This window comes from Paenibacillus woosongensis (assembly GCF_030122845.1).
GTDB lineage: Bacteria > Bacillota > Bacilli > Paenibacillales > Paenibacillaceae > Fontibacillus > Fontibacillus woosongensis_A.
Map to the genome: position 1 here is coordinate 5,171,835 of NZ_CP126084.1, position 19,929 is coordinate 5,191,763.

Below are 19,929 nucleotides of genomic sequence, written 5' to 3' on the forward strand. Positions count from 1 at the left end.
ACGTGTGAAAAGGGGAATGGCGACCAATTTGGTCGCCATTTTGAACTAGTGTCATTTAAACTGTATGCCAAAAACTTAGACAATTTTAAGTTGTCTGGTCCTCTACAATCTCTTGCACCTCTTGCAATTGCTGCTTCGCCAGCTCTAATCTTTCTTTATATTGCTGAACGGTGTCCATGTGTTCATTGTGCTGCTCTGCATTGAAGAGTGCATTTTCTGCGTGGGATATTGAATTAACCGCATGCTCAACCGTAGGTTCCCCTGGGTGCGACATCGCTTGCCTCACTGAACGATCCGCCTTTTGAACAGAGTTGCTCAGCAACGTGCTTGGATGATCCTGTTTCCAGCTTGTGTCTGAATGCTTAGCCAATGATGTACCATCCCTTCTGCCATTGAGATCATAATTATCAGGCATAGTATTGGGAATTGTCCCGGAATTATACATTGGTAAACAAGCTGGCACAATTACAGCGGCGTGTAGAAATTTTGAGTATAATATGGAACCTCATCTATGAATTTAACTCCAACTCCAAGTGTTGTATAGCCACTAGTCAACATATTATTCCGGTGCCCGGGCGAATTTAGCCAGCTGTAATGAGCATCGATGGCATTTATATGACCGCCTGCAATATTTTCACCTGTTGCCTTAAATTTGGTTAAGCCTTGAGCGGCCATTCGGTCACCAGGTGATTTGCCATCAGGATTAGTGTGGGCAAAAAAAGGTCTGCGCTTCTGCACGAGTTAAAGTGTCATTCGGAGCAAATCCCCCGACGCCTGATCCATTTTTACCTTCAGCAAAACCCTCATCTAACATGAATTGGACGGCTTCTGTCACCGTTAAAGTTGTACCCATCATTCCCGTCATCAATTGTGCTGCATGTCCACGTGTAATTGACTCATGGGGCTGTTGTTTTACCTGTAAATTCAACTCTTTGGCCAACCTATAGTAAGGCGCATGCCATATCTCATCGGCCTTTGCAGCTTCTATTTGCAATTCAGGGTATGTACGCAAAAGCATGACTAAAAATTCAGCCTCAGTAACTGATTTGGAGGGCTTAAATGATCCATCCGGATAACCACTCGCTATCCCCTGATCCTTCGACCACATTATTTTCTCATAGGCCCAATGCGAGCTAGGCACATCTGCAAACATCGACGGGGCAGCCCAAATCCCCTTAGGCACTCCAATCCACACTGCTGCCGCAATGCTTACGACACCAGCTATCTTTAACCAACGATTTTTTCCCACAGCAATCTCCCTTAAACTCATGATGTTCTTCTTCGCAATCCTTCATAATTTGACAAAATAAAAACCCTCTTATTAGAAGAGGGATTCTATCTTATTTCAATCTATTTATTTCGACTCCTGTTCCAAAGTTCAGAGTCACTCCTGCATCTCGTTCTCAATCCGCTTCATGAACTCCTCAGCGGCGCTGTAGCCAAGCTGCTTGAGATACCAGTTGTTCGCTGCAGCCTCGATCAGACCAGCGACATCACGCCCTGGTTGAAGCTGGACTTCAATATGCGGTATCTTAACGCCTAGGTATTCCGTGAACTGAGGTTCTACTTCCAGTTCATTGTTCAAAGAATTTTCCTCCCATGGGGCCAGCTCGATGTCCAGTACGATTCGCGTCTCGTCCTGAAAGGCCCTGCGTCCGTACTGCCGTACAACATTAATCAGGCCAACGCTGCGCAGCGCGAGGAATTCACGCGTGGTCTCATTATGCGTCCCGAGAAGAGTTGCGGGGCCGAGCTTCTTAAGCACCACAATATCATCGGCCACGAATCGGTGGCCTCTCCGAATGAGCGTATGCGCTGTTTCGCTCTTGCCAATTCCCGACTTGCCCCGAAGAAGAACGCCTATACCCGATACATTTACACACACGCCATGGATTGATATTTCAGGCGCAAGCGCCTTAATCAGATAGCTGTCCAGCTTGGCGATAAATTCCGTTGTCGTCTCCGTTGTCCGCAGCAGCGGGATACCTTCCTGTTCGCAGAATAAAATTAAATAGGGAATCTCCTGCTGCCCTGAAGTCACAATGAAGCATGGCGGATGATATTTGACGACGTTTCCGATATGCAGCTTGCGTTCCTCAACGGTTAAGGTCAATAAATAGTTAATTTCCTTGCGGCCGAGCACCTGAACCCGGTTCATAGGGAAAAAATCAAAATACCCGACAAACTCCAGCCCAGGTCTATGCGTCCGTGGACGGGTAATCACACGGTCCATATGGCTGTCTCCCGCAAGCACTTCCAGATGGAAGGCTTCCTTCAGTTTTTGAACAGTGACCGTTTTCATGATGTTCTCCTCCTGCGGTTAAGGCGTCCTGGCATACGCCTGTTGTTCATTACTCGATTTCGAATATATTCAACAGCCGGGAGGGTTGTTCCTGCTAGGATGCCCAGATGCCAAAATTTTCTTGACAACCCGCCAATGCGGATATATATTTAGTGACAATGATAATCATTATCATAATGTCGGGCCACAATTACATTTTTTATAAAGGAAGGGGACTTGCATGAATTCAAAACGAAAGTTCTCATTTAAACCATGGCTTGTCTCATTGGGTCTTGTACTGGCGCTAGCGGGTTGCTCAGGCCAACAACAATCCAGCTCAACACCAGGCGAAGGTGCTTCGGTAAATACTGAAACGCCCAAAACGGAAGCTCCCGCTGCCCAGGAGACAAATGCTGAATATCCGATTGTAATCAAGCATGCTTTTGGAGAAACCACCATCGACAGCAAGCCTGAACGAGTCGCTACCATTCAATGGGCCAATCATGATGTTGTTCTCGCTCTTGGCGTTGTACCTGTAGGCTTCTCGGCTGCGAATTATGGTGTTCAGGATGACAGCGGACTGCTGCCTTGGACAGCTGATAAGCTCAAGGAACTTGGCGTAAATGACCCGAATGTGTTCCAAGATACGGACGGCCTTGACTTTGAGGCGATTTCAGACGCAGACCCGGATGTCATTCTTGCAGCTTACTCCGGTATTACGCAGGAAGACTATGATATTCTTAGCCAAATCGCTCCGGTGGTGGCCTATCCGACCACTCCTTGGTTAACCACTTGGCGTGAGCAAGTCCTGCTAAATGCAACAGGCATGGGTATGAAAGCGGAAGGCGAACAGCTCATTAAGGACACGGAGAAACTGATCAAGGAAAAGGCCAGCGAGCATCCTCAGATCCAAGGCAAAAAAGTAGTCTGGGTCAACTTCTCGGCGAAAGACATGTCCAAACTACATATTTATACGCCTGCAGACCCTCGCGGCTCTTTTCTGGAGGAATTAGGACTGGTCTATCCTGAAAGTGTTACGAAGCTGATTGCGGATCCGACCAGCTACTCCATGAATTTAAGCGCCGAGAATGCAGACATGCTTAACGATGCGGATATTTTGATCGGGTATGGCGGCGAAGACTTGTATAATGCCGTGAAAGCAGATCCCCTGCTGGGCAAAATTCCAGCGATCGAAAGAGGCTCTGTCGTGTTTATCGGCGACGGTACGCCTCTGGCAGCTTCCGGAAACCCCAATCCGCTTTCAATCGCATATACCATTGATGAATATCTCGGATTAATCGATGGAGCTATCCGTAAGATCAATGAATAGTTCTGCGATTCCAAAAAAACAACGCACAAACTCGCATACCCCGAGGAACTTCACGATGGTTCTGGTGATTTGTTTGATTCTGCTGGGGGTATGCGTGATTGCCTCTCTGGTCTTAGGCTCTCGGCTGATCAGCTTCCACGAACTGATCGACGGTTTATTCTGCCGAGACGTCGACTCCTACGGGGCAAACGTCGTTCGCAAGCGAATTTCCCGAACCGTATTCAGTTTGCTTGGCGGTGCGGCACTGGGAATTTCCGGGGCGCTGATGCAATCGGTCACACGCAACCCGATTGCCGACCCGAGTATACTCGGAGTCAACACAGGCGCGTCCTTGTTTGTAGTTGGCGGGATTGCATTCCTGAATATCAGCACCGCTAATCAATATATTTGGCTGGCTCTAGCCGGGGCTGCCATTACGGCAGTTTTCGTATTCGGAATAGGCTCGATGGGGCGTGGCGGCGCCACGCCCATTAAGCTTGTATTGGCGGGAGCCGCCACAAGCGCCGCTCTTTCCTCTCTGGTCACAGCTATCATGATTCCACGCTCTTATGTCATGGATCAATTCAGGTTTTGGCAAGTAGGAAGCGTCGGTTCCGCAACCTGGAGCGGGATTGCAACCTTCGCCCCGTTTCTGATTGTTGGCATATTGATAGCTGTAATTACGGCCCCAGCATTGAATGCGCTGGCACTGGGAGACGAAGTTGCAACCGGCCAGGGCGTTCGCACAGGAATGCTAAGGCTTGTTGCAGCTCTTGCAGGGGTTCTCTTGTGCGGTGCAACGACCGCGCTGGCAGGCCCTATTGGTTTTGTCGGGCTGTTGGCCACTCACGCCATTCGCCTGATTCTCGGCCCTGACTTGCGGTTTGTTATCCCGATGTCAGCGATGTCGGGAGCCATTATTTTAACGATATCTGATGTATGCGGCAGGCTCATCGGCAGTCCCGGAGAGCTTGAGGTCGGCGTCGTAACCGCGTTCATAGGAGCTCCAATACTCATCATTTTAGCGATGAAATCGAAAGTGCGTTCATTATGAGAAATCAATCGATCGAATTTATTATGGCAGGCAGACGTCAAAGACGCCGCCGCTGGATTCTTGTCACTAGCCTTCTTGCTGTACTTGCAGGCATGCTTTGCTGCGCTATGCTTTTACTGGGGAGCACCATTTATCCGGTGCAAGATGTCCTTCGGGCACTTTCGGGAGAACACCTCAAAGGCGTGTCTTTTGCGGTGAATACGATTCGTTTGCCGAGAATGCTGGCAGGTCTTTTTGCCGGATTTGCCTTCGGCATTGCCGGGTATACATTCCAGACCATGCTGCGCAATCCCCTCGCGAATCCGAATGTCATCGGGATTACTTCCGGCTCAAGCGCGGCGGCTGTTTTTTGCATCATCGTGCTTCATTCAAGCAGAGCTGTCGTTTCCGCTGCCTCCGTCATTGCCGGGCTTGCTACCGTCCTATTCATTTATATGTTATCCAGAGGAAGATCCTTCTCGGTCGGGCGATTGATCCTGGTCGGAATAGGCATCCAGGCCATGCTTGACGCGGTGATATCCTATCTTCTGCTCGTTAGCGCGCAACAGGATATTCCCGCAGCACTAAGGTGGCTCACCGGCAGTCTGAATGGCTCTCAAATGCACGAGCTCCCGCCTCTTGTCATTACCGTTATTATTGCTGCACCTATCATTACTGTGCTGGGAAAACATCTGGATATATTGGAACTAGGAGAGCAATCGGCTTCTTCTCTTGGTGTAGATACCGACAAGACAAGAATCGCCCTCATTGTGAGCTCCGTCTGCATGATAGCGATGGCTACCGCAACCACGGGTCCAATAGCCTTTGTCTCCTTCCTTTCAGGGCCGATCGCAAAAAGACTGGTCGGCGTTGGCTTCTCCAACGTCATTCCGGCAGGCCTGGTTGGTGTTAATTTGGTTTTGGCAGCAGATCTGATTGGACAATTTGCTTTTGAGTACAGATTCCCTGTAGGTATTATCACCGGGTTACTCGGGGCGCCATATTTGATCTTCCTGCTCATCCGGATGAATCGAAAGGGAGAATTATAATGAAACCGACACATATTTTTCAGGCGGAACAGGTCGTAGCGGGCTATGATCATAAAACAGTGATCCACGGAGTAAGCCTTGGTATTCCCAGCCATCAAATCAGCGTTATTATTGGGGCAAACGGCTGCGGGAAGTCCACGCTTCTGAAAACACTGGCGAGACTGATCAAGCCTGTATCCGGCAGCATCACCCTTGACGGAAAACCTATCGGCAAAATTGCGCCAAAGAAATTGGCCAGGGTCATCGGGCTGCTGCCGCAATCCCCTATCGTTCCAGAGGGAATTTCAGTCGCGGATTTGGTGGGGCGAGGAAGGTTCCCGCACCAATCCTGGCACACCGGATGGACCAAAAAGGATGCCGAGGCCGTTGCCGAAGCGATGAGGATTATGGACATAACGGAGCTTGCCAATCACCATATCGACGAGCTGTCAGGCGGTCAAAGGCAGCGCGTATGGATTGCCATGGCTCTGGCGCAGCAAACCGACATTTTATTTCTCGATGAACCGACAACCTTTCTGGACATCACCTATCAAGTCGAAATTCTTGACCTGCTCACAGACCTTAACCGGAAATACGGAACAACGATTGTTATGGTTCTTCATGATATCAACTTGTCCGCGCGGTATGCAGACTATATTTTTGCGCTTCAAGAAGGAAAGCTTATGGCAGAGGGTGAACCATCCAAGGTAATTACAAGCACTTTAGTTAAAGACATTTTTGGACTGGATTGCACGGTGATCAAAGACCCCGTTTCAGGCTCACCTTTGGTAATACCCAAAGGACGATATCATGTTAATGATGAATATTCTCCTGAAAAAGGTGATTAACACGCCTCCTACGGAATGGCAAATTTTAAGGACATCCTTAGCGGATGTCCTTATTTGCGTTCCCTAACCCATCTAATGTATCTTTACATTGAACAATTGATATCCTAATGATAAGATTTAATGTGAATTGGACTATTTGTTATAAATATACATTATGTTGAGGTGTCAGATGAAATTCTTTAAGTTTGTTGCCCTCACCCTATCCATAATCGCTGTGTTATTTACAGGGGCAGTCTTATATGTCCTAAACTAGAGTATCTTTAGCATCAATTCGCGGTTACTCATTAATCTGCTGATTCTTTTTCGCTAGCTGCTGCTCAGCAAGCCGAACCATTTCCCGGACCATGGAGCCGCCAATTTTACCGCCAACCTGGCCGACCGATTCCGTCGTCAAATCACCATTTCCATCAGGCTGTAAAGGAACCCCTAATTCCTCCGCTACTTCATATTTGACATCGTCCGGCCGGTTGGGGTCCACAGTATATCCTTCGCGCCTCATCACCTCTGCTTTAAAAGCCTGCATGCCTTCTTCCGCTCCTGGCACGACATATTTCCTTCTTCTTGCCATTTCGATGAACACCTCTTATGCTTTTCCCCTAACATGCCCGGAAATCGTAACATTCATTCCGATTCACTTTAACAACTGCTGCCTTCCTCAAATAATTCATAATTTCAGACTAAAATCAGCATCATCTGTAATATACGATACAGATTTATATTAGCTCGAATAAGACAACAGTTGATAAAGGAGTCACCGCTATGTATCACTTGACACATAAACAGGCCCAGGCCATTGTGAATAAAATGATGAAAGATATCCCCTACAATATTAATATTATGGATCAAGCTGGCACGATTATCGGCAGTGGAAATAAAGAACGAATCGGTACCCTGCATCATGGCGCAGTGGAGGCCATTAAACAAAAGAAAATAGTAGAAATCACAACAGATGAGGAATTGGTGAAAAAAGGCATCAACATGCCGATCGAATTGGATGGCTACATTGTCGGAGTGGTAGGCATCAGCGGAGAGATTGAAGAGACAAGACCTTTTGGAAATCTGGTGAAATCGGCCGTTATTTTATTAATCGAGCAAAGTATGGTTATGGAAAGGGAAAACACTAAAAATAACTTAAAGCAACAATTTTTCAGTTTAGTTGCAGATGCAGATACCGTTTATACGAATGAACTCATTGAACAGGCATTGACCTACGGTATTTATCTAAAAAAACCATCCATTGTCACTTATGTAGAGTTTCCGCATGAAATTGCTGAGAATGCAGCAGCTGACTTTCCTTCCTTCAAATTGTCTACTCATTTGCTTTGCCTGATTGTTCAAGAACCAAATCAGCAGAAAAGCCTTGAAAGCCAAATCCGGAAGTTAAGTCCAGACGCTCTCATCTCCTTTAGTGAAATGAACGACACGATCCATGAAGGGTTGATACAAGCTAAATCCGCTTTACAGGTATTAAAGGGGGTTTTTGCAAACGAGAGAACGATATGCTATTCGCAATGTGCGTTTATCGCCGATATGTCGATGCTGTACAAAAACGACCGGAAATTAGAACAGTTAACCCATTTGCTCGAAAACAATGATGAGCTGATCAAAACGCTCCAAGTCTACCTCAGCTGCAACCTCAATGCCAATGATACGGCCCGTCAACTTATTATTCACAGAAATACATTGAACTACAGATTAAACCGGATTTACAAAATGACCGGTAAAAATCCGCATCATATCATGGAACTCGTGGAACTGATTTTTATGCTGATCCATCGGGTGAAATAAGAAGGGTGCCCCATTACGTTTTGGGACACCCTGTCTATTTATTTCAATAATCTAGCGATACTTTCAGCTGTGCGAGCAATATTTTCTCTGCCACTAGCCAGCAGAGTTTCGAGATCCGCGGCGCCAGGCACAATTCCAAAGATCGCATCAAATCCTTCATTGTACAAAGACTCCACATCCTCGCCTACATGTCCAGCCATGGCGATGACTTTGATGTTACTGTTAACACTTTTGGCTGCTTGCGCAACACCGAATGGCGCTTTACCGAATTTCGTTTGAAAATCGATGCCGCCTTCACCTGTAAAGCAGTAATCGGCATTTTGCAGTGCTTCTTTTAAATTGGTCTTTTCTACTACGATATTAATCCCTTTTTTCATGGTTGCTTTCGTGAAGGCCAGCAATCCCCCGCCAAGGCCGCCTGCTCCCCCTGCCCCTGGTACGTCTACAATATCAATTCCAAGCTGCTGTTTCACGATTTCACTGAAGTGCCTTAAGTTTTTATCCAAAACTTGCACCATTTCTGGTGTAGCGCCCTTCTGCGGACCAAAAACAACCGACGCCCCACGCTCTCCACACAATGGATTGGTGACATCCGATGCCACAACAATATTTATACGCTCCAACTCCGGGAGCACATCCGTAACATCAATCTTGTCCAGATCGCCAAGATATCCCCCGCCAAGCAATAGCTCTTCCCCCTGCTTATTCAGGAACTTATACCCCAACGCCGCAGCCATTCCCGTACCTGCGTCATTCGTAGCGCTTCCACCTATGCCCAGGATGATATCTGTTATGCCTCTTTCGATACAATCCTTTATTAATTCACCTGTCCCATAGGTCGTTGTAATCAGAGGATTTCTGCTTTCCTTAGTTACATGATGAATGCCGCTGGCTGATGCCATTTCAATAACGCCTGTTTTTCCGTCACCCAGAATACCATAGTGGGCAACAACCTTTGTACCCAGAGGGCCAGTCACTTCTTTTTGGATCAATTTACCGCCTGTAGCATCTACCAAAGACTGCACGGTACCTTCCCCGCCATCAGCCATCGGCACATGAATACATTCCGCGTCAGGAATGGCTCTTTTGATCCCCAATTCCATCGCCTCGCAAACTTCTTTTGCTGTCATGCTTTCTTTAAAAGAATCGGGAGCCAGCACAAACTTTTTTGCCATTGTAGGTTCCATTCCTTTCTCTCTTATAAAATATAACCATACAGAATGATTGCGACGATGGTCATCGTTAAGCCGACGATACTTTCGAAGAGGACGACCTTCATTCTATCTTTCATACTCATGCTCATAGCATTCCGCGTAACGTGGAAATAGGTGCCATGTGGCAGGTGATCTATAACGGTCGCTCCGGTATGGGTCATAACTGCCGCCGATAGAGGCGATACACCCGTATTTAAAATAGCACCTGCAAATGAACCCGTAGCCAAAATAACGCCTGTTGAAGTGGACGCCGTTGCTGCTGCCATTAACACCCCTGCAATTGGCGCAAGATACATTCCCGAAATACCCGAGGAATTCACGAGAGCAACAACTTCTGCAGGCAGCGTTGACGCTGTAATTAGTCCGCCAATGGCCCCCGCTCCAATAATGATTAAAATGGTGGGGGTCATTCGATTTAGCCCTGACGTACAGTATTCCATTATTTTCTTGCTCTTTCCAAGCGCAATCGAACCCACTATACCGGCAAATGGTAAAATAAATAAGGAATCAATTTTCAATTTAGCAAGGAAATCCACGCCGATCATCGACCCGACTGGACTAATCATCAAGAGAACAACCGCGATAATCGGTGTTACCAAGGCTTTAGATAAAGGGGGGAGATTCGCAGAGCTGGCCTTTTCTAATTCTGCAGCTTCTGCATCTGTTACTTTTGTTCCCTTAAACTTAATAAATGATGCGATGGCCACTGCCACAATTAACCCGAAAATGGCTGGGACAAGCCCGCCGATCATCACCTGGTTAACGTCGAGATTGAACCCACCTGCAGCCGCAATGGTATTCGGGTTTGGTGAAATAATGTTACCCGCTTTACCTCCACCGGACAATGCCACAAGCAGAGCAACCTTGGAATAACCCATTTTGTTGCCAACAGACAGTGCAATTGGCGCTACAATCAATACCGCAACCGGAATGAAGACACCCACCGCTGTAATAATCATAGTTGCTAATGCAAGCGATAGCATAGCTTTTGTTCCGCCGAGTTTATCAACTATAAATTTAGCAATGGTCTCCGCAGCCCCTGATTCCATCATCACTCCTGCAAAAACACCTGCGGCGATAATACGAATAACTGTACCTTGAACACTTTGAGTTCCGGTAATCAAAATATTTATGACATCTGCAAAGCTCGCGCCACCGATAAATCCACCGACAATAGCACCTAAAATCAATGCGTAAGTGGGTATAAGCCTAAATAATATTAAAATGATCGCTAGTGCAAGACCTATTAATGCGCCAATCCAGCTGATTTCCATTCCCTTCAAATCCTCCTAACATGATCTGGTTGTTTTTAGTATGGATAAAAAATAGTTGTTCTATACGCTCGATCAGAAGTATTTGAAGCTCCTTTCTAAATTATCTTTTAAAGCGCTTTTATTGAATACGCTTTCAGTATATTTAAATCGCTAGCTTTTATCTATTGATAGATTCATGAATAAAATTGTGCAATTGCACAAGTAAAAACATACATTCTAATTCACATTTCTGTAGATATTGACCTACATCGTTAATTAGTGAAGAATAGGGTCATCCATGATCGAGGAGGCGGTTTCAATGGTAACCATGACAGGTCAAATTTAAGAGTGGGGATAGACAGTCTTAAAGCTGTAGGCGGAGATGAGGCATATCTTTGTTTTTTCGTTAATCGATGAATTGGCTTTTTAAGCTGGTATACTTCCGATGGAACTGAAGCCAATATTAACGGGATGGTTCATCCCGACTTTCGGCGCAAATTAAACAAGTTTTGAAGGAGAACGAGAGGAATGGCCGAGGGTTCAAATTGGATAACAGGCGCTTACGGACATAAATTTATTGCTTCTTTTAGCGGAGAAAAGGACAGCACACTCGCCTTGTACAAAGCAATGAAGCTTGGAGAGGCCGTTGGACTTATCGTAATGTTAGAAGAAGGGGACCGCTCCCGGTCCCATGGCTTGCCTCCAGCGTTCTTGCAAGCGCAAGCGGAGTCTATAGGTTTGCCCCTAACTGGTAACCGGAGATCTAGATATGCCTGCCCACGGCTGCTGGCATGACAAGGTGACAACAAATGCTGGATGAAAGCTTGGCATGCCTCTTTGGGAAATGAATCATCGACCCCTGCGGAGAAAGCGGAGAGTTCCATACGGCCGTCATCGATGGCCCCATATTCAATAAGCCAATCTCCATAAGTAAAGGCAGGATCATTCGCAACGGAGAATATGCTTTTCTGCCATTGGAGCTGGTAACTTAAACTTGGAGCAGGGTAACGCATTAGCCCATGAATAGATATCATAACTCTTAGGGCCACCCTTCGCGGATGACCCTTTATGAGCTCGCTTTTTATGAATACTAGTTAACCGTTAAGAAGCTTCCCTTAGAAACCGCCTCTGGAATGAATGATTTGTCCCGTAATCCATTGGGCATCTTCACTGGCCAGAAAAGCGATCAGCCGGGCCGCATCCTCCGGAAGACCAATCCGGCCCATCGGAAATTGCGGCAGCAGTGCATTCTTCACCTCTTCGGACATCCAGCCGGTGTCGGTAGGACCCGGATCGACCGCGTTGACCGTAATGTGAAGCGGTGCTAGCTCTGCGGCGAGGGATTCGGTAAACACGGAGATGGCCCCTTTGGTCGCCGCATAGGCAAGATTACCAGGCATCGGGCCCTTCCCTTGGCCAGATGTGAGATTAATGATTCGGCCGCCAAGTGTACGATTCGAGGCACGAGCGTTATTCTCGGCCTCTAGCAAGCGGGCGAATTCGGCGGATAACATGAAGGTCCCCCTCATGTTTACTGCACAGTGAGCGTCGATAATAGACTCGGTTAATTGGCGAAAATCAGCATCAACGCTATACGTCGCATTATTGACGAGGATCGTGGGAAGACCCATCCTTTTCCGGACCTCCTCCAACAAATAGGACGCCGAACCCGATATGGCGAGATCCAATTTCATGTGTGAAGCTTGAACACCTAGCTGCCGCAGTTCTCCTGCGAAAGAATCAGGCCAATGCTCATCAGCATCCTGTGGATAAAATTCTTTATCGTAATCATACAGATGTGTAAAGAACACGTTAGCACCATCGTTAGCTAATGCCCGGCAAATCGCAGTCCCAATCCCGCCTGGGCGACTCGCCCCCGTAACGATGGCTATTTTATTTTGCAATTTAGTCATTTTCGATATACCTCCCGTTAAGAGGAGACGAGAGCGCCCTTGGAGATGATTCATCCTGCCGCTAAACAAAAAAACGGATACCTCAAGTATCCGCGCAACAGGTGTTCGAACGGTTGCTCGCGTTCCTTGAAATGGTTGAAGATCGGCATGATGAACGAGAGCAATGGCCCTTGCCATTACCGAATTCATGCGATCAGATTCAATCAAACCATTACAAGGATGTCCACATTAGCCTGCGAGTCCCCTTTCTTTCATCTCCATATTCCGGATCATAATATAAACTTAAAGTTACATCAAGGATGATTCAGTATGAATTTTCGAACAGAATCATTTTGGCGCAAAATTCGTATGGATATCGTTCTCGATGATTCCACCGTAAGCCCCCCATTTTCAAATCCAATGCGGTAATCAGACACCGATGCTTGTCCTCCTTCATTTAGAACTCGTACTCGGCCCGATCAAAACCTTTCCCACCCAAATATCAGCCTCAAAATACTTGCGAAGGTAATAAGCCAATACGGTCGCCCAGATCCATGAGCTGCGATTATTTTGAATGTATTGATCGTTGATCATATAAGTCCGGGGTACCTTTGCGGTTTGAATTCTTTCAGGTGTATCATACATGTTAGCTATCATTTCAAACTTATCCGTATTGGCCATAAATAAATATCTCTCCGATCCGATGCCCTCATGATTTGTTATCCCTCATCAGGGGATCAGTAAGTCGTAAGTTGTTGGTGCTATTAGTACTGTCCAAGAAGACCTTTCTTCATCGCTACTTTTTCGCAGAGATGAAATACAAAGAGCCCTGCAAATAGATATACCAGCGAATTTAAGGTTAAGACTGCATAGTCCGCTAGTGGCAATTGTGTCAGCGTCAGGTCCTCCATCATCACCGTTCTGACCATATTCACTCCTTTGACGAATGGAGCAAAGGCTAGAAACGGAGCTGCTGTTAGCGGAACAAAGACCAGCCCCATCAATACAAATTGGAAAATCTGCAGAAATGCCTGAATTTGTTTCACGATAACCGCCAGGCCAGCAATCATAAAGCTGACCCCCACCATACTTATCATTGTGATGATAATGATCGGGATCGTCGTCATAGGGTTAAGACTCAACCACTGCCCAGAGGTAAGCATCGCAGCAAACAGCAGGATCACCATCACAACCGACTGTAAGCCAAATTGCCCGATGATGCGTGTAAGCATGATTTTCCATACCCCCATAGGAGACATATATATTTGCTCCAACGTTCCGCGCGTGGCCTCCGTGATGATCGAATAACCAATGAAATTCATCGTCATCATCGTTAAGCTCCAGAAGGCTACACTTACAATCGAATATTGCACATTCGCATCAAAACTGGCTGGGTCACCGATAAACATAATTCCAAAGAATGCCGCTAAGAAAATAATATAAAAAGTGAATACTAACGCAATGGTGTTCGGCAGATAACGTTTCAGTTCGATATATTCCTTGCGAAAATTAGCACTCAATAAGTGTAGCCATTTCATGGTTCTTCCCCCCCTTAACAATCTGAATAAACACCTGCTCAAAGTCGATGGTTATACGATCAATACTTTCCACAATGGTTCCTTCCCCTTTGAGAAGATCGAATAACTCATAAATATCCTGACTTTGCTCTAAATTGACCTCCACGATGCTCTCATGGGAGCTTGCTTTATATATACTTAAAGGGAATCGGCTACTCAGCTTGTTCTCCTGTTCCAGGCTTAATTGCTCGCCCAGCTTAATCGAATATGCCCTTGTTTCAAACAGCTTAAGCAAATTCTCCACCCTGTCGTCGATGACAACTTCACCTTTATTAATGATAATGGCCCGATCACACAGCTCCTGAACAACAGGCATATCATGGGAGCTAATGATAATTGTACGTTGTTCTTCCGCCACGATCGTCTTTAAAATTTCACGCAATTCATAACTAACTTCAACATCCAGTCCGAGAGTTGGCTCATCCAGCAAGATGACATCCGTATTCGCTAATAGCGCAACTGCGATGGCCAGCTTTTGTTGCATCCCTCGAGACAAGCCATTGACCAGCTCATTCTCCTTCTCCTTCAGGTTGAATTGCATTAATAATTTATCCGCCTGATCGGCAATCTGCTTCCGAGAGTAACCGCGGTTACCCGCAAAATACTCCAGATTTTCCCGGACGGTAAGGCGCCAATATAAATTTCGGTTCCCCTCTAATACGGCACTAATATGCTCTAAAGCTTTAAGTCTCTTCTTACGAATATCCAGACCATTAATGGAGATCGAACCCGCGTCCGCTTCCAGCAAACCACAGAGCATCTTGATCGTTGATGTCTTTCCGGCCCCATTGGGTCCTAATAAACCAACAACCTCTCCACGGTTCACCGTGAAAGAAACATTACGAACCGCATGGATCTTCTCTTTTGTTTTTCTTCGTCCATATACTTTATTGATGCCCCGCACTTCAATCATTTTGTCCACCTCATAACCATCCTCTCCGAACGAAATAAAAAGGTGATGCCATTGATACCTTCATTGTATTTTTGTATATTAGTTTCTTGAACTGGCCTCAGATGGAAATGGCCTCCGTCTGAGGAAGGAGATTTAGGAGGGTAGGCATGAAAGAGGAAGATTTAGGACGCGTGTTGACTCTGGATTATGTAAAGGAGCTTGAAGCTCGCGGAATCGACCCCTGCGGAGAAGGCGGGGAGTTCCATACAGCCGTCATCGATGGCCCTATATTCACTAAGCCAATCTCCGTGAGCAAAGGTGAGATCATTCGCAACGGAGAGTATGCCTTCCTGCCATTGGAGCTTGTTTTTACAGACAAAGAATAAGCACGAACGATCAGAGTTAAGATCGTTCGTGCTTGAGAGATGGTACGGTATTTTTGTTTAAAATCGATCAGCTTTCCCTCGATTCATCGTAATTCTCGCCGTCGAAATCTGCTTGAATGATATGATTAACCTCGTCCAATATGGCTTCGTAGCTAGTTTCCAATGAGATCGCAATCTCATGAAACAATATCTGCTGAGTAGAGATTAACAATCTCTGATCTTGTTGGCTAAACTTTTTATGGTTTCGTTCAAGCTTAAGCTTTTGCCGCATTAGAGTATTAATAATTTTTGCTATTTCCTGCCTGTTGCCTGTATTTACGATATTTGAATAGGTATAATTCCGTTCCGTAATTTTCTCTATCCAAGGAATACCCGGCAATCTAAAGGATTGAATAATTTTCTCTGCTTCATCTCTTTGAATAAGGTCCAACATAAGTATGGACTTATTATCTACTGGAATACTAATTTTTAAACTAGCAGCATGCAGCGGATGTAAATCATAATAATACCTTGAAACGCCGGAAATTTCTTTTTCACTTATACCATCGATTCGGCATATTCCATGTCCTGAATATATAATCAATTCACCCACTTCAAACAATGCAGTTTCCCCCTCAAGATCGTCAACTAAGGTGACAATATAATTCTATTATACCCTATTGTCAACCTAATTGACAGTGAACAAATGCTTTTGTATATTGGATGAGGATATATTGAAAGGAATGAAATAGAATGAGTTCAGAATCACAGAACTTAAACTTGATAGATTTGATTAGCGAACGCCATGTCCTGCTTCGCAACTTGAATAGCCAATGGTGGAATGAAAGTCATGACCTCCATATATCTAATTCAGAATGGTTTATTATGGCGAGAATCTACAAGAAGCAGCCAACCATTGCCTATGTCACCAAACTTGTAGACATTTCCCGGCAGGCTACTCATAAATTGATTAAAAATCTGGAATCCAAGGGATTAGTTGAAATTAGCAAGGTACAGCATAACAATAAAGATAAATGCATACGATTAACAAAATTGGGCGAAGAATGTTTTGAAAAAAGAGAGGTCATTAAGGCAACACTTGAGGCCAAAATCATCGAGACGATCGGGGTCGAACAAGCAACTCAGCTGAAGAAAATTTTACAATCCGATTGGGGACTATAGCGGAGCGGAACAATTGCTTGCAGATGTCGGCGTTCTAGCCGTCAATATAAAAAATATGGTTTGGGGAGCTCCCCAAACCATATTTTATTTTAACATTTACGATAACAATAACTATCTGATTAGATCTTCTGCCCGTTCTTTGGAACAATTAACAGGCTCGATACTAATGCGAGTACTGTGATGATAATAGATACCCACATGGCGGTAGTATATCCTCCTAGCGTACCTTGAGCAACAAAAGGAGCAACTAACCCGGTCCCTAGGGATGCACCTACACCGAATCCAGCCCCGTTAATCCCTGGCAATGCCGATGGTGCTTCATCCGGGGATTGAAGAACTCCTCGCCCATTGATGGTGGTAAGTATCAATCCGTTGTAGGTAATACCCAATAGGGCAACTGCAGAGAACACGATCCACTTGCTTTCCGTAAATAACAAGATTGCGGCTAGAGCTACAAGGGAAATCAAAATTCCAAGGCGTAACATACGAATCCATCCAAATTTACCTGCTAACCAACCCGAGATCGGAGCAGAGAATATTCCAATTAAAGCAGCGGGCGTTAAGAACAGCAACCCTGACATCGCAGCGTCTAGTCCGAATCAACGAAGTAGGTTAAGAGAATTAATCCAATCGATAATACCCCAGAACCCCACCAGTCCATTTTACCTGCTGTTACAGCACTTCTTTCCTTTGGAACAACGAGCATGACACAGATTAAGGTGAAAATTACCACCGCCAAGATAACGATGAAGATGGACTGGAAGCCATACTTGTCACTAAGCACGCCGCCCAGATAACCATCAAAGCCTCCTACTCTTGGACGGCCCAGAGGGGCTATTCGTGGATCGTAAATAAATGAGGAATCTGATCGTTTTAAGAAGGGCTGTTTCTCGTTTACGGTGAATTCTTTTCTGCCGCAGCAGCTTCGGCCGGCGTCATCAAGCCTTGAACGGCGCCGAGAAACGGGCGTATGGATTTGATCATACCGTATCCCAACTTCACGACCGGAACAAATCGCTGGATCATACCGAACAGCTTCATGCCGCTGCCCAACACACCGCCAAGCCCGCCGGTACCGCCGAGTCCCCCGAACAGCGAACCTAACATCGGCAGAAAGGCCGATACTTTTGCGATCGGCTTGCGTGAACGCGGACGCATGGAAGGCTTGCGTGCACCGCTTCGCCGGCGGCTGGAACGACTGCCCGGGGCATGGGAGCCGGCTCTGTGCTGCTTAGGCCGGGAGCCTTGCTTCCCGGATGAGGGGCTCGGCTGAGCTCCGGCGCTGGCCAGCGTCAAACCGCTGCTGTTGACGTCAGTAATGTAGCCAACGTAGGTCTTGCCACTGTGCAGGGTGATGCATACCGGCCTGCCCTGCATACGTTTGGCCCGTCCGAGCACCTCTTTGGGTTGTGCCATGGATGTTCACCTCGCTCACTGGTTATGGTTCATAGTACGCCAGGGGCGGGCTGCCTGCTTGTGCGAATGCAGGGTGTGCGCAAGTCCTCTTCGCTGTGTCGCAACCCCAGACCCGTCGCAAAATATCAATATATCTTAGGCCTGCGCCCCCATGCCATTGTCCGGGGCAGAAACAGGCTTCACGAGCGCCTTCTTCTCCCAGGCCCGGCTTCTCCAGCGAAGCAGCATGATCATCCCGCGCAGCCATTCATCTACCGTGAAGGCGATCCATACGCCAAGCAGCCCGATCCCGAAATGAACGCCCAGCACATAAGCAAGCGGCACCGAGACACCCCACATCGAGAGCACACCCATCAATACGGGAAAGCGGGCATCTCCGGCCGCGCGCAGCGAATTGATGATGACCATATTGAACGTCCGGCCGGGTTCGAGAATAATGGAGAGCAGAAAGATACCCACCCCGGCGGCAATGATCTCGGGGTCTTTCGTGAACATGCCGATCAGGTCATGCCGGAACAGCGATGCAATACCCACAATGCCTAGAGTTAACCCAAAGCTGATCCTCACGCTTCTCATGAGTCGCTTGTAGGCCTCTTTCATTTCCCCCGCCCCGACCATTTGTCCGACAATAATTTCCGTACCTGCTCCGATCGCCAAAGCAAGCGCCATAAAATAGTTCGAGATGTTCATGACATAAACATGGGTATTTAGCGCAGTGATGCCGATCATGTTGACGAAACTGATGATCATGAGGTACTGCGACTGCCAGGCGAGATGCTCGCCTGCAGCTGGCAAGCCGACGTGTAAAATCTGTTTTACATAAGTGCCGTTCCAGACCACGTAATCTTTAGCACGAATCGGTGCAGGACTCCGGCGGTACAGAATGATAAATAGAACGATGATGCCGAGCATACGGCTGACGACCGTGGATACGGCTGCTCCCGTCACGCCCCACTCCGGGAAGCCCAGGTTCCCGAAAATAAGCAGATAATTGCCTGTAACGTGTACGAGATTGACACCCAGGGTGACAAACATCACGCTTTTAGTGTGTCCGGTCGAACGAATCACTGACGAAACCGCATAAGAGAGCGCCTCGATCCAGATAAAACCGCCAATGATTTTTAAATAATGACTTGCAATTCCGATTTGCTCGGGATTTAACTTCATCAAATGCAAAATAGGCTCCCCATACAGAAACAGGACCAGGCTAACGAGCACCCCGAATATCAGATTTAACGTAATGGCGTTGGCCGAGATTCGGCCTGCCTCTCTCTCCCGCCCGGCGCCGATATACTGGGCAACCGCGACGCTAGTGCCAATGCCGACAAAGCCGAACATCAGAATACAGAAGTAAATAATTTCGTTGGCTAAACCTACGGCCCCGGTGACCTTATCGGAGATGCGGCTTAACATGAACACGTCCACTGTGCCCAGCATCATCCGCAGCACGGAATCGATGAGAATCGGCCAAGTTACAGCAAAAAGACTAAGTTTCTTCCATGATGGAGTACGATCGGTTAATGTCACGTTCAACAAGCTCCTACCCTATTTTTTCTCTGTCGCTTTACCTAGTGTAGTGCCCACAATCCAACAAGTCTATCATTAAATTTTCCTCCTGGACGATCCGCTCTAAAGACATATCCTCATTCAATATCTGCTCCCGCGTAAAAGGTGAAGCTTTCATCGACTTTTTGCCTGCGGCGCTCCCCACCGATTTCGAACTATCAACCCTAGTCCTGCCCGGCTCATTCAAAAAATGCGAAGGAGACTTTTGCTACGCAAGCAAAAGTCCCCTTCAGGCAGCGCATCGTTCTGTGACGGAGTTTGACTACAATCTAAGCGCACAATTGG

The 19,929-nt window shown here is 46.7% G+C and carries 21 protein-coding genes and 2 pseudogenes; 8 read left to right on the forward strand and 15 right to left on the reverse strand.

What is annotated here, in order from left to right; all coding sequences use genetic code 11:
• Positions 1–85: 85 nt before the first annotated feature.
• The 4 genes from QNH46_RS23755 to hprK all read right to left on the reverse strand — a co-directional run bounded on the left by QNH46_RS23755 (position 86) and on the right by hprK (position 2,302).
• On the reverse strand, positions 86–370 hold the full coding sequence (locus QNH46_RS23755) for a hypothetical protein (protein WP_283926315.1): 285 nt from the start codon (positions 368–370) through the stop codon (positions 86–88).
• A gap of 95 nt (positions 371–465) precedes the next feature.
• Positions 466–738, reverse strand: a complete 273-nt coding sequence (locus tag QNH46_RS23760; protein WP_283926316.1) for a CAP domain-containing protein — start codon at positions 736–738, stop codon at positions 466–468.
• A complete protein-coding gene (locus tag QNH46_RS23765; protein ID WP_283926317.1) occupies positions 704–1,270 on the reverse strand; it encodes an S-layer homology domain-containing protein in 567 nt (188 codons plus the stop codon). Before QNH46_RS23765 ends, QNH46_RS23760 begins: the two co-directional genes overlap by 35 nt.
• 114 nt (positions 1,271–1,384) lie before the next feature.
• A complete protein-coding gene (hprK, locus tag QNH46_RS23770; protein WP_283926318.1) occupies positions 1,385–2,302 on the reverse strand; it encodes an HPr(Ser) kinase/phosphatase in 918 nt (305 codons plus the stop codon).
• 220 nt (positions 2,303–2,522) lie between these two features.
• Between hprK and QNH46_RS23775 the strand changes: the two genes are divergently transcribed.
• From QNH46_RS23775 to QNH46_RS23790, 4 genes are read left to right on the forward strand one after another with little or no spacing between them, the layout of a single operon-like run.
• Positions 2,523–3,611 (forward strand): iron-siderophore ABC transporter substrate-binding protein, encoded by a 1,089-nt coding sequence (locus QNH46_RS23775; protein WP_283926319.1) that lies wholly within the window; start codon positions 2,523–2,525, stop codon positions 3,609–3,611.
• A complete protein-coding gene (locus QNH46_RS23780) occupies positions 3,604–4,644 on the forward strand; it encodes a FecCD family ABC transporter permease (protein ID WP_283926320.1) in 1,041 nt (346 codons plus the stop codon). The genes QNH46_RS23775 and QNH46_RS23780 overlap by 8 nt, the downstream gene beginning before the upstream one ends.
• Complete coding sequence (locus QNH46_RS23785) at positions 4,641–5,672, forward strand: FecCD family ABC transporter permease (RefSeq protein WP_283926321.1); 1,032 nt, start codon at positions 4,641–4,643, stop codon at positions 5,670–5,672. The genes QNH46_RS23780 and QNH46_RS23785 overlap by 4 nt, the downstream gene beginning before the upstream one ends.
• The gene (locus QNH46_RS23790; protein WP_283926322.1) at positions 5,672–6,499 is read left to right on the forward strand and encodes an ABC transporter ATP-binding protein; all 828 of its coding nucleotides are present in this window, start codon (positions 5,672–5,674) and stop codon (positions 6,497–6,499) included. Before QNH46_RS23785 ends, QNH46_RS23790 begins: the two co-directional genes overlap by 1 nt.
• A gap of 277 nt (positions 6,500–6,776) precedes the next feature.
• On the opposite strand, the gene QNH46_RS23795 is transcribed toward QNH46_RS23790, so the two are convergent.
• Positions 6,777–7,067 carry an alpha/beta-type small acid-soluble spore protein gene (locus tag QNH46_RS23795; RefSeq protein ID WP_283926323.1) on the reverse strand — a complete coding sequence of 97 codons (291 nt, stop codon included), beginning with the start codon at positions 7,065–7,067 and terminating at the stop codon, positions 6,777–6,779.
• A gap of 191 nt (positions 7,068–7,258) precedes the next feature.
• Here QNH46_RS23795 and QNH46_RS23800 point away from each other — a divergent pair, with 191 nt between their 5' ends.
• Positions 7,259–8,287 (forward strand): sugar diacid recognition domain-containing protein, encoded by a 1,029-nt coding sequence (locus QNH46_RS23800; RefSeq protein ID WP_283926324.1) that lies wholly within the window; start codon positions 7,259–7,261, stop codon positions 8,285–8,287.
• A gap of 38 nt (positions 8,288–8,325) precedes the next feature.
• Here the strand turns inward: QNH46_RS23800 and QNH46_RS23805 are convergent, their stop codons facing one another.
• Entirely contained in the window at positions 8,326–9,462 is a 1,137-nt protein-coding gene (locus tag QNH46_RS23805) for a glycerate kinase family protein (protein ID WP_283926325.1), read from the reverse strand.
• 23 nt (positions 9,463–9,485) lie between these two features.
• Positions 9,486–10,784 carry a GntP family permease gene (locus QNH46_RS23810; RefSeq protein ID WP_283926326.1) on the reverse strand — a complete coding sequence of 433 codons (1,299 nt, stop codon included), beginning with the start codon at positions 10,782–10,784 and terminating at the stop codon, positions 9,486–9,488.
• A gap of 498 nt (positions 10,785–11,282) precedes the next feature.
• Here QNH46_RS23810 and QNH46_RS23815 point away from each other — a divergent pair.
• A pseudogene (locus QNH46_RS23815) lies at positions 11,283–11,746 on the forward strand (Dph6-related ATP pyrophosphatase).
• Between the two features lie 123 nt (positions 11,747–11,869).
• Here the strand turns inward: QNH46_RS23815 and QNH46_RS23820 are convergent.
• From QNH46_RS23820 to QNH46_RS23830, 3 genes are all read right to left on the reverse strand, one after another.
• Entirely contained in the window at positions 11,870–12,667 is a 798-nt protein-coding gene (locus QNH46_RS23820) for an SDR family oxidoreductase (protein ID WP_283926327.1), read from the reverse strand.
• 743 nt (positions 12,668–13,410) lie between these two features.
• Positions 13,411–14,184 carry an ABC transporter permease gene (locus QNH46_RS23825; protein WP_283926328.1) on the reverse strand — a complete coding sequence of 258 codons (774 nt, stop codon included), beginning with the start codon at positions 14,182–14,184 and terminating at the stop codon, positions 13,411–13,413.
• Positions 14,156–15,145: an ABC transporter ATP-binding protein gene (locus QNH46_RS23830; protein WP_283926329.1), complete on the reverse strand. Its 990-nt coding sequence runs from the start codon at positions 15,143–15,145 to the stop codon at positions 14,156–14,158. Before QNH46_RS23830 ends, QNH46_RS23825 begins: the two co-directional genes overlap by 29 nt.
• A 131-nt stretch (positions 15,146–15,276) precedes the next feature.
• On the opposite strand from QNH46_RS23830, the pseudogene QNH46_RS23835 reads away from it, so the two are divergent.
• Positions 15,277–15,501 (forward strand): annotated as a pseudogene (locus tag QNH46_RS23835) (Dph6-related ATP pyrophosphatase); the annotation flags it as partial.
• Between the two features lie 67 nt (positions 15,502–15,568).
• Here the strand turns inward: QNH46_RS23835 and QNH46_RS23840 are convergent.
• Entirely contained in the window at positions 15,569–16,093 is a 525-nt protein-coding gene (locus tag QNH46_RS23840) for a CarD family transcriptional regulator (protein ID WP_283928538.1), read from the reverse strand.
• 140 nt (positions 16,094–16,233) lie between these two features.
• On the opposite strand from QNH46_RS23840, the gene QNH46_RS23845 reads away from it, so the two are divergent.
• Positions 16,234–16,662 (forward strand): MarR family winged helix-turn-helix transcriptional regulator, encoded by a 429-nt coding sequence (locus tag QNH46_RS23845; RefSeq protein WP_283926330.1) that lies wholly within the window; start codon positions 16,234–16,236, stop codon positions 16,660–16,662.
• Positions 16,663–16,781: 119 nt separating this feature from the next.
• Here the strand turns inward: QNH46_RS23845 and QNH46_RS23850 are convergent, their stop codons facing one another.
• From QNH46_RS23850 to QNH46_RS23865, 4 genes are all read right to left on the reverse strand, one after another.
• Positions 16,782–17,243 carry an MFS transporter gene (locus QNH46_RS23850; protein ID WP_283926331.1) on the reverse strand — a complete coding sequence of 154 codons (462 nt, stop codon included), beginning with the start codon at positions 17,241–17,243 and terminating at the stop codon, positions 16,782–16,784.
• A gap of 8 nt (positions 17,244–17,251) precedes the next feature.
• Positions 17,252–17,446 carry a hypothetical protein gene (locus QNH46_RS23855; RefSeq protein ID WP_283926332.1) on the reverse strand — a complete coding sequence of 65 codons (195 nt, stop codon included), beginning with the start codon at positions 17,444–17,446 and terminating at the stop codon, positions 17,252–17,254.
• 110 nt (positions 17,447–17,556) lie between these two features.
• Positions 17,557–18,078, reverse strand: coding sequence for a hypothetical protein (locus QNH46_RS23860; RefSeq protein ID WP_283926333.1), 522 nt, complete (start codon positions 18,076–18,078; stop codon positions 17,557–17,559).
• A gap of 135 nt (positions 18,079–18,213) precedes the next feature.
• The gene (locus QNH46_RS23865; protein ID WP_283926334.1) at positions 18,214–19,605 is read right to left on the reverse strand and encodes an MATE family efflux transporter; all 1,392 of its coding nucleotides are present in this window, start codon (positions 19,603–19,605) and stop codon (positions 18,214–18,216) included.
• Positions 19,606–19,929: the final 324 nt, after the last annotated feature.